General features: G+C 42.3%; 14 protein-coding genes. 5 read left to right on the forward strand and 9 right to left on the reverse strand.

The features are described from left to right. The 3 genes from LCM09_RS07475 to LCM09_RS07485 form a co-directional block, all read right to left on the reverse strand. Positions 1 to 974: IS1182 family transposase (locus LCM09_RS07475; RefSeq protein ID WP_224880248.1), on the reverse strand; the 974-nt coding region annotated here is incomplete at its 3' end. A gap of 142 nt (positions 975 to 1,116) precedes the next feature. Then, positions 1,117 to 1,740 carry a class I SAM-dependent methyltransferase gene (locus LCM09_RS07480; protein ID WP_224880250.1) on the reverse strand — a complete coding sequence of 208 codons (624 nt, stop codon included), beginning with the start codon at positions 1,738 to 1,740 and terminating at the stop codon, positions 1,117 to 1,119. Between the two features lie 82 nt (positions 1,741 to 1,822). Beyond that, the gene (locus tag LCM09_RS07485) at positions 1,823 to 2,026 is read right to left on the reverse strand and encodes a hypothetical protein (RefSeq protein WP_224880252.1); all 204 of its coding nucleotides are present in this window, start codon (positions 2,024 to 2,026) and stop codon (positions 1,823 to 1,825) included. Positions 2,027 to 2,184: 158 nt separating this feature from the next. On the opposite strand from LCM09_RS07485, the gene LCM09_RS07490 reads away from it, so the two are divergent. Then, the gene (locus LCM09_RS07490; RefSeq protein WP_224880254.1) at positions 2,185 to 2,487 is read left to right on the forward strand and encodes a hypothetical protein; all 303 of its coding nucleotides are present in this window, start codon (positions 2,185 to 2,187) and stop codon (positions 2,485 to 2,487) included. A 64-nt stretch (positions 2,488 to 2,551) separates the two neighbouring features. On the opposite strand, the gene LCM09_RS07495 is transcribed toward LCM09_RS07490, so the two are convergent. Both LCM09_RS07495 and LCM09_RS07500 read right to left on the reverse strand, forming a co-directional pair. After that, complete coding sequence (locus tag LCM09_RS07495; RefSeq protein WP_224880256.1) at positions 2,552 to 3,730, reverse strand: S8 family peptidase; 1,179 nt, start codon at positions 3,728 to 3,730, stop codon at positions 2,552 to 2,554. Between the two features lie 414 nt (positions 3,731 to 4,144). Then, a complete protein-coding gene (locus LCM09_RS07500; protein WP_224880258.1) occupies positions 4,145 to 7,204 on the reverse strand; it encodes an efflux RND transporter permease subunit in 3,060 nt (1,019 codons plus the stop codon). A gap of 256 nt (positions 7,205 to 7,460) precedes the next feature. Between LCM09_RS07500 and LCM09_RS07505 the strand changes: the two genes are divergently transcribed. Then, the gene (locus tag LCM09_RS07505) at positions 7,461 to 8,339 is read left to right on the forward strand and encodes a TetR/AcrR family transcriptional regulator (RefSeq protein WP_224880260.1); all 879 of its coding nucleotides are present in this window, start codon (positions 7,461 to 7,463) and stop codon (positions 8,337 to 8,339) included. A 122-nt stretch (positions 8,340 to 8,461) separates the two neighbouring features. Then, positions 8,462 to 8,677, forward strand: coding sequence for a hypothetical protein (locus tag LCM09_RS07510; protein WP_224880262.1), 216 nt, complete (start codon positions 8,462 to 8,464; stop codon positions 8,675 to 8,677). A 63-nt stretch (positions 8,678 to 8,740) separates the two neighbouring features. Here the strand turns inward: LCM09_RS07510 and LCM09_RS07515 are convergent, their stop codons facing one another. The 4 genes from LCM09_RS07515 to LCM09_RS07525 form a co-directional block, all read right to left on the reverse strand. After that, a complete protein-coding gene (locus tag LCM09_RS07515) occupies positions 8,741 to 9,649 on the reverse strand; it encodes a DMT family transporter (protein ID WP_224880264.1) in 909 nt (302 codons plus the stop codon). A gap of 164 nt (positions 9,650 to 9,813) precedes the next feature. Continuing rightward, positions 9,814 to 9,945, reverse strand: coding sequence for a hypothetical protein (locus LCM09_RS20730; protein WP_263622896.1), 132 nt, complete (start codon positions 9,943 to 9,945; stop codon positions 9,814 to 9,816). A 103-nt stretch (positions 9,946 to 10,048) separates the two neighbouring features. After that, complete coding sequence (locus tag LCM09_RS07520) at positions 10,049 to 11,293, reverse strand: YeeE/YedE family protein (RefSeq protein ID WP_224880266.1); 1,245 nt, start codon at positions 11,291 to 11,293, stop codon at positions 10,049 to 10,051. A 144-nt stretch (positions 11,294 to 11,437) separates the two neighbouring features. Next, positions 11,438 to 11,833 (reverse strand): ion channel, encoded by a 396-nt coding sequence (locus tag LCM09_RS07525; protein WP_224880268.1) that lies wholly within the window; start codon positions 11,831 to 11,833, stop codon positions 11,438 to 11,440. A 111-nt stretch (positions 11,834 to 11,944) separates the two neighbouring features. Here LCM09_RS07525 and LCM09_RS07530 point away from each other — a divergent pair, with 111 nt between their 5' ends. Beyond that, the gene (locus LCM09_RS07530) at positions 11,945 to 12,490 is read left to right on the forward strand and encodes a GrpB family protein (protein WP_224880270.1); all 546 of its coding nucleotides are present in this window, start codon (positions 11,945 to 11,947) and stop codon (positions 12,488 to 12,490) included. Beyond that, positions 12,483 to 12,701 carry a hypothetical protein gene (locus tag LCM09_RS07535; RefSeq protein WP_224880272.1) on the forward strand — a complete coding sequence of 73 codons (219 nt, stop codon included), beginning with the start codon at positions 12,483 to 12,485 and terminating at the stop codon, positions 12,699 to 12,701. The genes LCM09_RS07530 and LCM09_RS07535 overlap by 8 nt, the downstream gene beginning before the upstream one ends. Positions 12,702 to 12,722 lie beyond the last annotated feature (21 nt).

A 12,722-nucleotide genomic window follows, 5' to 3' on the forward strand; every position in this document is an offset into this window, starting at 1 on the left:
CAAACATATCGATCGAGGTTCTCATCATACTTGTATTTCCATTTCGGAAGAAATCCTTTTTTACTTTGGTAGCGACGATGAGCGATAACGCCAAATACGTTTCGTTGTTCGAGTCCATGGCAAATAGGGGCTGTTAAGTATCCTGCATCTAAACCGACTGCTTCCACTTTAAAACCGAAGCGTTTTACCTGGCGGTCTAACCGCTGTAAATAAGGTTTGGAGTCGTGAATATTACCTGGAGTAATATGGACGTCGGTAATGATGTTGAATTTCATATCTGTGGTGCGATGATCTAAGTAAAAGAAACCTTCAGGTTTATGTTCTCGATATAAATAACCACTCTCAGGATCAGTATGACTGACTTTAATTTCCTTCGTCTTATTCACCTCCTCCTTTTCTTTTAAAGGCTTTTTTCCATGATCGGACCTGTCCTGTTCCACTGCTTCATTGAGTTCATCTATATAGTCGGCTGTTTCTACATGAACGTCTTTCCTGGAGAACTTTTTCTTATTCGCACTCGCTTTTAGATGTGTGGAATCGGTGTAGAGAACACGTCCTGATACCATTCGATGGTTCATAGCCTGGTGGACGATTTCATCAAAAACCTCTTGGAAAATATTCGTTTCATTAAAACGCATTCTGCGATTCCGGCTTATTGTAGAGTGATGGGGGACAGCGTCGGTTAAATTCAAGCCGAGGAACCACCGGTACGCGACATTGGTTTGAATCTGACGCTCTAATTCGCGTTCAGAGCGAATGCCATAAATATATCCAATAAACATCATTTTAAATAATACTAGGGGATCAAGGGATGGACGCCCGTTGTCTTCACAATAATAAGGACGGACTTTTTCAGGGATAAAGGAGAAATCTATGTAGTGGTCGATCTTACGTAGTAAGTGGTTTTCAGGTACAAGCTCATCAATGGTTACCATTTCTAATTCATTCTGTCGATCTTTCTTAGATTGAAACATTTCATCACCGCCTAAAAAGAATCTACCTATAGCTTAACAAAAGGGCGAGATAAAAAAAGGCAAAAAAAACAGGTTGTCGAGACTTTCTCGACAACCTGAAGGCAAGTCCTCAAAGTGAGGGCTTGCCTTTTTTATAGTTTTATTACTTCACACCTTTAACAGCAATCATGTGATACCCTCTTGACTCAGGTCCTGATAATAGGTCTATCTGTTTAAAACCGCATAGTTTCATAGATGGGATGACTTCTTCATTGATCATTTTGGTGACGCCGCCCTTTTTGCTATCGTTTATTCCATTACATAAGGTGAGTATGACTGTTCCTTTTGGCTGTAGTACTCGATGAATTTCATTAATAGTTTTTGGAATGTCGTCCCAGAAGTAGATCGAATGGATACTAAACAATTTGGAGAAGGAGTCCTGTTTAAACGGAAGGTAATTCACATTCCCTTGAACAAGTGTCACTTTTCCATCATCGACATCTTTCCGATTTCGAATTGCAGCTGTCTTCAAAACAGAAAAAGAAAGGTCGAGAGCATGGATACTCGAAACAGCTTCTTCGTTACAAAGCATTTTAATCGCATAACCTGCCCCGCATCCAAGTTCTAGGATCGTTTCATCTCGATCCAAGTTTAGTTGATCGATTGTCCACATTGTCTCGATTCGATGCTGCTTCACCATCTTTTCACCAAGATACATACCTGTAATCCCAGTTGGCTCGCCGTACTGCTTGTCAATGAACGCTTGTAACGATTTCATTACCCTCATGTGAAGTCTCCTATATCATTAGTTTCCAAACTCTTTAATAAGATACTTATTTTAATAGAACGCTTTTAATACTAAATTTATCTTATTGAAAGAATTGACTGAAGTAAACAACAACCATCATCAGGCAAAAGAAAGCGATAAAGAAATACCCTAAATACCGAATGCCCTTTGGTAACTTTCTGAAGCTCGTTCGATTCGTAGGATACCCTTCAACTTTTGAGAGGTGATCCATCGCATCATTGAAAGGTTCTTTGTGTGGTGAATCGTCACGATCATATCGGTTCATTCGTTTCCCTCCTGTTACGATCTACCTTAAACTTTATCACATACTATCACTTGGAAGAAAAATGAAACGAATAGATAGCCAGTTTCGTAAATGGTAGTAGAACCTGAAGCGTGAAAGAGTTCATACATACACAGGAAAGATACGTACATAGGAGGCTTATGAATACAAAAACATTACTTACTAGGTTAGGATGGATTGGATTTGCTTCATGGATCCTTTATTTTATCCTTACGTTCATCGTGGAGTATCCACACAAGGAATGCGAAATTGACAGCATGGTTGGGGGTGTCATTTTCTTTCTTGTTGTGACTCCAATCTACTTTGTACTCGTCCACTTGTACTTCAATGATAAACAAAAAATGGCTATGTGGAGTTTGGTTTTCCTTGGATTAATTTCAATAGGCATGGCAGTTTTCCTCGGAATTACAACAGATGGAGAGACGAAATGTATAACCTATTGATTCCCGTTTACCAAGAAAAAAGAGGATGCCGAATCGATGGCATCCTCTTAATTAACAGATAAGCTTAGTAATTTACTGCACCTTCAGCGTCAACACGTCCGTTCTGGAATAGTGTACCCGTTCCAGTAACATAATCAGCTGTCTCTTCAAGGGCAGTTCGGATTTCTGATGCGCTGCGTCCTTGTGAAGCGAGTAGTCCAGCTACACCTGCAACGACTGGTGATGCCATTGACGTACCAGAAAGGTTGTCATAGCTGTTGCCAGGCATAGTGGAGTAAACGCTAGAACCAGGTGCAGCGATATCAACCCATGTACCGTAGTTAGAGTAGTACGCGATCGTATCATTTTGATCAGTAGCTGCTACTGCAATCGCGTTCGAGTAGTAAGCAGGGTAGCTTGGCTTCGGCGAGCTTTCGTTACCAGCAGCTGCTACAACCACAGAGCCTTTGTTCCATGCGTAGTTCACTGCGTCTTTCAACGTTTGAGATCCAAGTATACCACCAAGGCTCAAGTTGATAACCTGTGCCCCTTGATCTGCTGAATAGCGGATACCTTGAGCAACGTCATCTAGTGAACCACTACCACTTTCATCTAGAACACGTACTGCTAGGATAGAAGCATTTGGAGCAAGACCAGCGATTCCGATGCCGTTGTTTGTGTTGGCACCAGCAATACCAGCTACGTGCGTACCGTGGTAATGCTCATCCATCGGATCGTTGTCGTTATCAGCGAAGTCATAACCTTTGATAACTTTACCTGAAAGGTCAGGATGGTTGTAATCAACACCAGTATCGATCACAGCGATTTTTACAGATGAGGAGCTTTGCGATACATCCCATGCAGCAGGTGCTTTAACCTTTTGTGGAGCATATTGTTCTGAACTAAAGAATGGATCGTTAGGTGTATAGCTCACATGAAACATGGAGTTCTCTTCAGCATAGTCAACGTTCGGGTTCTTTTCTAACGCTTTAATCGCTTGAGCTGAGTTTCCGTTCACTTTTACAACGAAAAAGTCATCCGTTGTTTCGATAACGTTTCCGCCAGCTTTTTTAACGATCTCCTTTGCATATGTAGAATTGACTGATTCATTAAAATGGACGATCAATTCCTGTGGTGCAACTTGCTGTTGACTCGAATACGTGAATGGTGCTTCTTTTCCTTCCGTTTCCGCAGCTGATGCTGGTAGTGCACTTGAGAATAATAGTGTTGCCGATGTTGCGAGTGCAGCGACTTGCTTTAACATGATTCGATCACTCCTCTAAATTTTTCCCGAAAGCTTTAGCCGGGTTAGTGAGGAGATTCAACAAAATTCTACATAGCCCTTCATTATTTTCAGAAGATAATGAATAATAACTAGTAGAGAATCAAGGATATGGAAACTTTTTAGTTCAAAGTATTTAGCTGTTGGTTCGAAAGGTCTAGACTGTTTTGAATTATGGGTGTGAGGTTTGGCATGGTGGCTTTTTTGGTTGAAAAAGGGAGGAAGAAGCGTATGAATCAAAACAATGTAATCATCTTAGTAGGGTCATTTCATTTAGAAAACGAGGAAGGAATGGAAGAAAAGGATGGAGACGCACGTTTTGCTATTGTTACCATATAATGAAAAAAGAGCCTGAGGAGAATTTCTCCTTAGGCTCTTTCAATGGGTTGAAGCAGGTTATACTTCTTCCTGAGCTGTTTTTCGTCTTCTTAATCTATAGAAAACAAGGTATAGCATCGGCACCATGATCAGCGTCAGAATTGCCGAGAACAGGATACCGGAAATGATCGTAACAGCGAGCGGTGTAAAGAGTGCATCGCCTGATACAGCAACTGGAATCAAGGCAACGATCGATGTGATCGCTGTTAATAGGATAGGGCGTAAGCGTACGCGGCCAGATTCGATGACAGCGTCTTTTACATCCATGCCTTTCTTCAGTGCTTGCTCGATGAATTCAATTAATACAACTGAGTTCCGAACAACGATCCCTGTGAGCGACACCATTCCCATTACACCAAGGAAACTGATTGGCGTTTGGGTTACAAATAGACCGAGTATGGCACCTGCGATTGCAAGATATACTGCAACAAGTACAAGGAACGGTAGGGATAGTGAGTTGAATTGAAGAGCGATCAACAGATACACAAGGAAAAGTACGATAATGAAGAGGACAGTGATTTCTGCGAAGAAATCATTTTGTGCTTCATTTTCGCCACCAAGTGTGATGCTGTAGTCTGCTCCTAGCTCATCGCGCTGTTCCTCGACGATTTCCGTTACGTTCGCTTTGTAATTCTCTTCATTTTCTGGAAAAGCTCGAAGCGTTATCGCGCGTTCGCCATCAATGTGAGGAATGACTTGAAGCTTTTCATCTCTTTCTGTTGTAACGAGCTCATCGAGTGAAATGAGTTCAGGTGGCCCACCTGCAGAAGCGGCTGGAAGCTCTAAGTTTGTTAGATCGACCTTCTCTTCGCTACCTTCGAGCACGATGGTCATATCTCGTTTCACAACACCATTGTCGAACGCTTTTAACGGAATACCTGCTGTCGCAAGGCGGAGTTGCTGACTAATTTGGTTGACCGTTATGCCGTTTTCTTCAAGAGCTTCTCGATCTGGAACATACTTAAGCGTCGGTTCAAAATCACCAACATTGTCCACAACGAGATCGGTTTCTAGGTTTTGTATGTCGTTCGTTAGTTCATCTCTAAGTTCGATTAGTTTATCAATTTCAGGACCAGAAACAGAAACAGTCACTGGAGCACCAACTGGTGGGCCTTGTTGGATCGTCTCCATGAAGATCTTAGCATCAGGGTATTCCTGACGAAGCTTATCTGTCCAGTCGTCGATCAACCCTTGCGTGGTTTGATTTTCTCGGTCGACTCTCGCGACGATCTGCCCTGTGTTTTCTCCGGTATTTGATAGTGAGCTATTAAATAGCCCAGGTGTTCCTGTACCTGTAAAGACGCTCGTTTCATAAACGCCATCGTCTGTTTTCAGTCGACCCTCTATCTCCTGAAGTGTTTCATGCGTTTCCTCAATCGGCGTTCCAATTGGCAGGGTGATGTCGACCGTCACTTCTTCCTTATCAGCTGCAGGGAAGAATTCGAACGGTGTTAAGACAACCAATCCGAAGATCGCAGTTGTGAACACTAGTCCAAGAATTGAGACGAGTATTGGCTTTTTGGAAAATTTCCTAAGCAATTTATCTGCGTACACGTCAGCCAGTTTGTTTAACGGTTTTCCAAGAAGACCAGGTGCATCTGACATTGGTTTCTTCGATCTCTGGCTTAGGAAGTACCGTAAGATCGGTACGAAAATAAGCGCAACAAGTGTTGATGCTACGATCGTCGTTATGAGTACAGTCGGCAATGCGCGGATAAACGCACCGTTCCCACCTGATAGGAAAATGAGTGGAAGGAAGGTGAAGACGATGGCGAGTGAAGATGTCACGATCGACACCCAGATTTCTTTCACGCCATTTACAGCACCCATCAATCCTTTATCTCCAAGCTTGTATCTCCGCTGGATGTTGTCATTGATAACGATCGAGTCATCTACGATAATTCCGAGCGCTATGATGAGACCGATTACTGAGATTTGGTTAAGATCAACCTCTGCGAATGGTAAGGGAATGAATCCCATCAAGACAGAGATCGGAACAGCAAGTGCAACCACAAGTGCACCTGATCCAGATAGTCCGAGTGACGTTGCAACGATAACAGCTAGGACAGAGATCCCAAGTGAAAGGAAAAGCCCATCGAAAATATCAGTAACGATCGATGCTTGAGAGTAATATGACTCTAGTTCAACATCAGAAGGTAATCCTTCAGCGAGCTCGTCTACTTTTTCGCTCACTCGTTCATCAACGGTTGGAATATCCTCACCAGGCTCTACAAACGCTGTAAACGAAATGGAAGGTTTTCCTTCATATGTGATGATGTCTGTTTGCTCTTTCGGATTCACTTCGACGCTTGCTATGTCTTTAAGAAAAATAGAATCGCCTGCTGAATTCTTCCCAACGAAAAGTTCTTCCATCTGGTCAAGCGAATCGTAGTTTTCAACAGAAAGTTGGACGAGTTCATCATCGATTTCCTGTTTGCTAAGCGGTGTAGGGTAATACTCGTTATTGATGGCGTTTTGAACATCGATAACAGTAAGCCCTGATTCTTTCAATTCATCTTGTTTCAGTACTATTTCAATTTGTTCTTCAGGTAGGCCCTTTATCGTAACGCCTGAAACGCCTGATAGTTCGCTAACTTCATCTTTCCAGCGGTTTAATTCTTCTTGTATGGAAAGGAGGTTATCGCGATTATCACTTGTTAGATGATACGAAACAATTGGCATTTTGGCTGTTGATTCGTTTATTTCTGGTTCAAAAGCATCCTCTGGGAAAGATGTGGAAGCATCCGAGACAGCCTGTCTGACGTCACTAAATACTTCTTTCTTGCTTTCACCATCTGCAACTTCCACAACAATGGTGGAAAAACCCGCAGCAGACGAAGAGGAGATTTCAGCAATGCCATCGATCGAATCGAGAGATGACTCGATTGGATTCGTGATGGATCGTTCCACAGTATCGACTGTGGCACCTGGATAGACAGTGTTCACCGTCCCGATGTTAATGGTTGTTTCTGGAATTTCACGCTGGGGGAGTTGGATGAATGTAAACACGCCAACGATGACGAATAATAGGATGAATATGATGAATAGCTTTGATCGTTGTAAAATCCACTTTAGCATATAGAACCTCCTCAAATTAATTCCGACTGATTGGTCAATGTAGTTTGGTTAATACCCTCTATACACCTGAATATAAACTTTTGAACTTCTTGACTCATTAGTCATTTTACCTTGATAATAGAAGATGTCAAGATACGAGTGTGCTCGATAGGATCACTAGTAACGGATCAGTGAAAACATCTTTGAATTCGCTCTTTCTATGAAGAGACGTTATAATTTAGTTCAATGTCGTGTCGTCCACGAAGAGAACGTCGAGGTGAACAAGTTGGATAAAAGGAAAGCAATTTTAGAAGCTGCCGTTGAGCTCATTGGGGCCAAAGGCTATACACATACATCGATGCAACAAATTGCAGATAGCGTTGGCATATCAAAAGGCTCGCTTTATTCATTTTTTCCATCAAAGGAAGATTTGATCATATCGATCTACGAGCATTATCAGCAGCTTGTTTTTGAACGGGCTTTTGTAATAGGTCTTGATGGGGACCTCCCTCCTTACGAGCGATTTGCCAAGCAATTTCAGGTTCAGTTCGAAGGAATCCTTGAATACAAGTCTTATATGAAAATGCACATGCGGGGGGAAACCGCGCAAAGTAGTGAAAAGCTAGAAAGTATGGGGCACCGCATGAGAGGAAGGCTGTTCAGCTGGCTCGAGCGTAATTTGATCGATCTATATGGTGAGAATATATCCCCTTATAAGTGGGATTTAATGTGGATGACGCAGTCGATCTACACATCGTATACCGGATTGATGATTTCTTCAGAAAGTAACCTCAGTCCAAAAGAACTTGGGCAACATATCGTAAGGCAAATCGATATTCTTGCGAACGATTTCCTATCAGGAAACAGCCGTCCGTTACTTGATGACGACATGATGCGTCCATTCTCAGTAGGGATGGACCGAGAAGGCGCGTTCATGTCGTTTGAAAAGAGAGAGGAAGCCTGGAAAGCGATCTACGAGCGGGTTAATACACTTGAAGAGGAGAAGCAATACAACCTTGAAGTGACGAATCGCATCTCAGAGGAGTCGAGAAAATCAAATCCGGACGAGCTTGTGATGAGAGGGTTGTTTCAACTATTGAAGGAAAATCAAAAATTAAAAACAGCAGCAGAGGCATTAGAGGAACAGCTTCTCTAGTAAGGTTTCACAACGAAATGAAGAAAGACTAAAATGATAGGCGAAGAGCGCTACCTGTGAAAGGGTAGCGCTCTTAATATGGTAGAATAAGTTAGGAATCCGTACTTTAGGAGTTGAAACTGTTGCCTTTGCTATTTTTATTTATTGCGTTAGTAACCATGTTCTCTTATGCATTTATGTTATCGCCAATCTTTTTCCTATTGGCGATCGCGAGCGCTGTTTATTATTCGAAAAAGAGGAAGCACATTTTCGCCTCAGTCGTTACGTTTATCGTCAGTTTATTCATTTTAATTTCGATGGGGCTTTTGACACTCATTGTTACGTTTGGTCAAGGTTAATACGAAGTGTGATTAAATAAAGAGCTTGAAATGCATTGCAGCCTTTCAAGCTTTTCTTAATCCCTATGCATTAGCGTTATGGTAAAGTGTCGCATGTCGTTTCTTCGATTCCTGCACGATGATAACCGAACTGATGACCATGATCATTCCAACATACTGCCACAACGACAATGTTTCGTTAAAGATGAAAAAGCCAACAACAGACGCGACGACGGGTTCGATCGTTGCAATGATTGAGGCTCGGCTTGACTCTACATATTGAAGACCTTTCGTATAGAAAATAAAAGGAAGCATCGTAGAAAGAAAGCCAAGGCCTATGACGAGTCCTAGCACTTTTAAATCAGTGAATGTAGAAATCCTCGATCCTATCCCACTGAAAGGAACGATAGCGACCGCAGCAAAAAGAAACGTGTACACCGTCACGGTTAAGGAGTCATATTTCGAAAGGGCGGCCTTACCAAATATGCTGTATAGTGCATAGAAAAAACCAGATCCTAGTCCAACGATCAATCCATAGAGCGAAATGGATGCAGAGGAGCTAGAGAAAATGCCTACCACAAGGGAACACCCTATTAACGTAATCAGAAGTGCTGTAACCTTTCGAGCGGTCAGTGCTTCTTTGAATAGAATCCGAGATAGGATCGTCACAAACGCCGGAGCCGTATAAAGCAAGATAAAAGCTATTGAAATAGAAGACTCTTGCATAGAACTGAACAAACACCAATTGAATAGAACGATACTAATAATGCCGGTACCTATGAAATATCTGGAGTCTTTTACTTTTATTTTGAATAGATGACGATTCTTTATAAGAACATAAGGGACCATGAAGACGGAAGCAGTGAGCACACGCATTGCGACGACTTCAAACGGCGTAAATCCTATTTCATAAAGGTACGTTACGAAAACCCCGATTACTCCCCATAGGGAAGCCCCGATGGCAATGAGTAGCCATGCTGATTTACTGTCCATCAACATCCCTCCAATCTGTAATTCAATACATTCTAACATAGGGGTTAGTTCACAGTCTCAATCAATTCTGAATTAATGAAGTGTAACTAAACGTGTAGGTGTATTAATCAAATCAAAGGGCTATGCATAAAAAAAGCATAGCCCTTAATGGCTATGCCTTCCCTTCAAGATTGGTTCTTTTTAGCTTCCTGTTGCGCACTTTGTTCTTTCTTAGTGTCTACTAAGTCAACTTCGTTCGTATAAGATTTCTTGATAGGTCCTGGTTGATTTCTGAACCTTTTCTTATTCAATTTCATGTGAATCACCTCTAACGATTAGGATGACCCAAGTTGAAATGAACATACGTAAACGATTGAGACAAATTGTGACAAAAACCGGGTGGTGACAGGCACTATGTCGTTAACAGATTGAATCTTTTGGGTTCGGATTGGAGAGTCCGAACAATGGCCTTATGAAGAGTGCGAGGTAGGTTCCTGCCAGAGCCATGATCATCCATACCCATCCGTGTAAGCTTAAGGATGCGATACCTCCAAAGTAAGCACCGATGTTACAACCAAATGCAAGGCGAGCACCATAACCCATCATGACGCCACCGATCAACGCTGCCATCGTTACACCTGGAGTGAATGCTTTTAACTTGAACGTACCTTGAGACGTCGCTGCAATAAATGCGCCTAGGATAATGCCGAAGTTCATCACGCTAGTGGAATCAAATAGCACAGAGTCTGTTAGCTGCTGTGTACGTCCGGCCCAGTATCCCCAGCTGCTTACGTCAACGCCAAAGAACATGAGTACTTTTGAGCCCCAAAGAGCGAATGCTGATGTGATGCCCCAAGGATTTCCTCGAACTGCGAGTGTTAACGCATTTAGTATAGCTAACACGACCGCTGCAACGAGCAATGGCCATGACCCGCGGAAAAGCTTCTTCAAGCCTGTCGTCGTTGGGAGTGGTTTCATGCTTGGAGGGTTCTTTTTGCGAGCAATTTGAACCGTGATTCCGTAAATACCTGCAAAGACTGCGAGTTGCAACAGCACCCCTCCGACATAGCCGAAGCCAGTCGTTTCAGCAAGTGAGATCGCACCGAGGCTAGGCATCGCCTCACTCGTCCACCATGGGAAGTGTAGAGCACCGATCGTAGAACCGACGATGAATCCGACTAATGTTAGAAAGAGTGGCGCGTTTCCTCCCCCAACATTATAAAGCGTTCCAGATGCACAGCCATTTCCGAGCTGCATGCCGATTCCGAATAGGAATGAACCGAATACGACACTGACGCCGACAGGGAAGACGTAGCCTGTTGGTGCAATGCCTGAGAAGCTAAAGCCTGTTGCGAGAATGATTCCAAATAAAATCGTCGCAACGGCAAGCATACCTAAATGAGCTTGTAGCCCTTGAACGTTTCCTACAGATGTTAATCTTCTGAACGCTGATGTGAAACCAAATCTAGCGTGTAATAACGTTAGTCCTAATGCTAAACCGATGATGAAGAGCACTCCTTGTGTCCAAGAAACGGTCATCACAATCATGGTGAATAGGATGATCGAAGCAATAATCCCTAAAGTAACAAACGGTTTTTGTATAGGATTCAACGGTTTCACTACCGTTGTTGATAAGCTTTTCTTTACGTTTGTAACGGCTTCCATCGAATAAACACCTCAATCCTTATAAGTTTAGTATGAATTAATCTTTACGTATCATAATACGATTTATAAGATTTGTAAATCGTTTCGCTTATATAGGAGGTGTTCGACAATGTTCGAGCGCGTTCGGGCAGTGCCAGGCACTTTTTACTTCTTTGAAAGGTCTAATGATTTCATGAAGTATGCGGTTGGCAATAGGATTCCAAGCATCAATTCTAGGATGGCGAAGAACCTTGCAGGACCGACTGGGAGCATGTCTCCGTACCCGACGGAAACGAGCGTTTCACCACTGAAGTAAAGCAGGTTGAGGAACGTGATTTCAATCGGTTTCATTGAAGATAAGTTTTGCACTAAAATGACGTCTTGCAATGAAAAAAGGTAATAGATGACTGCAAATCCTACTAACATACTAAACATGACAAGAACGAGTTTAAGGAAAAGAGCAGAACTAAACGTGCTCTTTCGGTAGGTCTTATTCGTAAAGAAATAATATAGATTGATTACGATAAATACGATTGTAGCTCCAATTAAGAATGTCGACATTCTTTCACCTCCATTTCCTTTTTATTATCTTTTTCTTCGAAACGTAAACTACTATTTGTGGTATGGTAAATAAGTGGAAGTTATATGGAAAATACAGGTTGGAGGATCGCTATGAAAACACCTACTGTTCACCTTGTTGAATACGATGTAACTTGGAAAAAGACGTTTGAAGAGGAAAAGCAGTCCATCCTACATGCTGTGCAAGAGAAAGTCGTAGCGATCGAACATATCGGAAGCACCTCGATCGAAGGTCTTTCTGCAAAACCAATCATCGACATTGCCGTTGGTGTTCACCATTTAGATGAGGTCGATTCCATGAAAGAACCTCTAGAACGAGCTGGTTACGAGTATATCCATAAACCTGAGCTTGAAGACAGACGGTTTTTCAGGAAAGGAGGATGGGGTAACGGTAAGACGCATGTTCATGTGTGCGAGTATGGAGGATCTCAATGGAAGGAAAAACTAGCATTTCGAGATTACCTGCGTGCACATCCCGCTTTAGCGAAAGAATATGAAGAGTTGAAGCAGACTCTCGCATCTCGTTACAAAGACGACCGCCCTACATACACAAGTGAAAAGGAACCCTTCATCAAGAAAGTGTTAGAGCGTGCCAAGGATGAAGCTGGGAAAAATAGAGGAGTTGAATCTGATGAGTAGTAAAAGTAATAAGGTAACATTCTCTAAGTTCTATTGGGTTATGAATCTATCAGCTCTACTTCTTTTTATCATCGTAGGGATCATTCTTATCATGAACGATTTTCTTCTATCGTTTACGATACTCGCCATCGTTTATGGCTTTATGATGATGATCGGGAACCAGCTGTATATCCATTTTCGAAAGAAGGCTAGTAAATCATCTAGCGTGTAGGAACTAGAGTCTAAGGAGGAA

Source organism: Guptibacillus algicola, assembly GCF_020171805.1.
GTDB lineage: Bacteria > Bacillota > Bacilli > Bacillales > Guptibacillaceae > Guptibacillus > Guptibacillus algicola.

Bases quoted from the DNA above. Each gene is read 5' to 3' on its own strand.
- LCM09_RS07480 (WP_224880250.1), bottom strand. From the start codon at position 1,740: ATGAGGGTAATGAAATCGTTACAAGCGTTCATTGACAAGCAGTACGGC.
- LCM09_RS07485 (WP_224880252.1), bottom strand. From the start codon at position 2,026: ATGAACCGATATGATCGTGACGATTCACCACACAAAGAACCTTTCAAT.
- LCM09_RS07490 (WP_224880254.1), top strand. From the start codon at position 2,185: ATGAATACAAAAACATTACTTACTAGGTTAGGATGGATTGGATTTGCT.
- LCM09_RS07495 (WP_224880256.1), bottom strand. From the start codon at position 3,730: ATGTTAAAGCAAGTCGCTGCACTCGCAACATCGGCAACACTATTATTC.
- LCM09_RS07500 (WP_224880258.1), bottom strand. From the start codon at position 7,204: ATGCTAAAGTGGATTTTACAACGATCAAAGCTATTCATCATATTCATC.
- LCM09_RS07515 (WP_224880264.1), bottom strand. From the start codon at position 9,649: ATGGACAGTAAATCAGCATGGCTACTCATTGCCATCGGGGCTTCCCTA.
- LCM09_RS20730 (WP_263622896.1), bottom strand. From the start codon at position 9,945: ATGAAATTGAATAAGAAAAGGTTCAGAAATCAACCAGGACCTATCAAG.
- LCM09_RS07520 (WP_224880266.1), bottom strand. From the start codon at position 11,293: ATGGAAGCCGTTACAAACGTAAAGAAAAGCTTATCAACAACGGTAGTG.
- LCM09_RS07525 (WP_224880268.1), bottom strand. From the start codon at position 11,833: ATGTCGACATTCTTAATTGGAGCTACAATCGTATTTATCGTAATCAAT.
- LCM09_RS07530 (WP_224880270.1), top strand. From the start codon at position 11,945: ATGAAAACACCTACTGTTCACCTTGTTGAATACGATGTAACTTGGAAA.
- LCM09_RS07535 (WP_224880272.1), top strand. From the start codon at position 12,483: ATGAGTAGTAAAAGTAATAAGGTAACATTCTCTAAGTTCTATTGGGTT.